The sequence below is a fragment of the Novosphingobium album (ex Liu et al. 2023) genome, assembly GCF_029076845.1.
Lineage (GTDB): Bacteria > Pseudomonadota > Alphaproteobacteria > Sphingomonadales > Sphingomonadaceae > Novosphingobium.
In genome coordinates, this window is sequence record NZ_JARESE010000117.1 from 1 (window position 1) to 1067 (window position 1067).

Sequence of the window (1067 nt, forward strand, 5' to 3'; positions counted from 1 at the left end):
ACTTCACGCGGTGCTGCTCGGGGAAGGTCATGTAGGCGAGCACGTCGTGTTCGGCATCGTCCATGCAGGCACCGAGCTTCGGCCAGCGCGTGCGTAGCTGATCGGCGACCTGCCTCCAGACCTGCGTGGCGGCCTGATGGTCGGGTTGGAGGAAGACCTGCCGGATGGCGGCGGCCACCACGGTGTTCTGTCCCTTGGGCACGTAGGCCAGCGCGTTACGCATGAAGTGCACGCGGCAGCGCTGCCAGGTGGCGCCGAGCACGCGGGTGATCGCGGCCTTCAGCCCCTCGTGGGCATCGGAGATGACGAGCTTCACGCCCTTGAGGCCGCGGCGCGCGAGGTCCTTGAGGAAGCTCGACCAGAACGGCTCGGCCTCGCTCGGGCCGATGTGCAGGCCGACGATCTCGCGCTTGCCCTCGGTGTTGACGGCGACGGCGATTATCGCGGCTACGCTGACGATGCGTCCGCCCTCGCGGACCTTGAGATAGGTCGCATCGAGCCAGAGATAGGGCCAGTCGCCGGCGAGCGGCCGCTTGAGGAAGGCATGCACACGCTCGTCGATGTCCTTGCACAGCTTCGAGACCGACGACTTCGATATGCCGGTCATGCCCATGGCCTGGACCAGTTCGTCGACGCGCCGCGTGCTGACGCCGGCGATCCATGCCTCCTGGATCACCGAGACCAGCGCCTTCTCGACGGTCTTGCGCGGCTCCAGGAAGCCGGGGAAGTAGGCGCCGGTCCTGAGCTTGGGGATCTTCAGGTTGAGCGTGCCGAGCCGGGTGTCCAGCGAACGGTCACGGTAGCCGTTGCGCCAGGTCGTGCGATCGCCGGATCGCTCGTGCCGGCTGGCGCCGACAACGCCGTCGACATCGGCCTCCATGATCAGCTGCAGCACGCTCTCGGCGACGCTGCGCAGAAAATCGCCGTCTCCGGCCTTCGCCATCAGCTCGGCAAGCGGTAGTCTGTCTTCGGTCATCGGGATCAACTCCTCGGTCGGTGTGAAGCGTGGAAACTCCACCTTACCGATGAGCCCGGTGGCCACCGAGATCGAACCGCAGGTGGTGGGG

1 protein-coding gene is annotated in these 1067 nt (G+C 66.6%); it reads right to left on the reverse strand.

All coding sequences use genetic code 11. The annotated features are described in order from the left end of the window. Nucleotides 1-976: IS256 family transposase (locus tag PYV00_RS24070; protein ID WP_275230874.1), on the reverse strand; the 976-nt coding region annotated here is incomplete at its 3' end. Between the last annotated feature and the right edge of the window lie 91 nt (nucleotides 977-1067).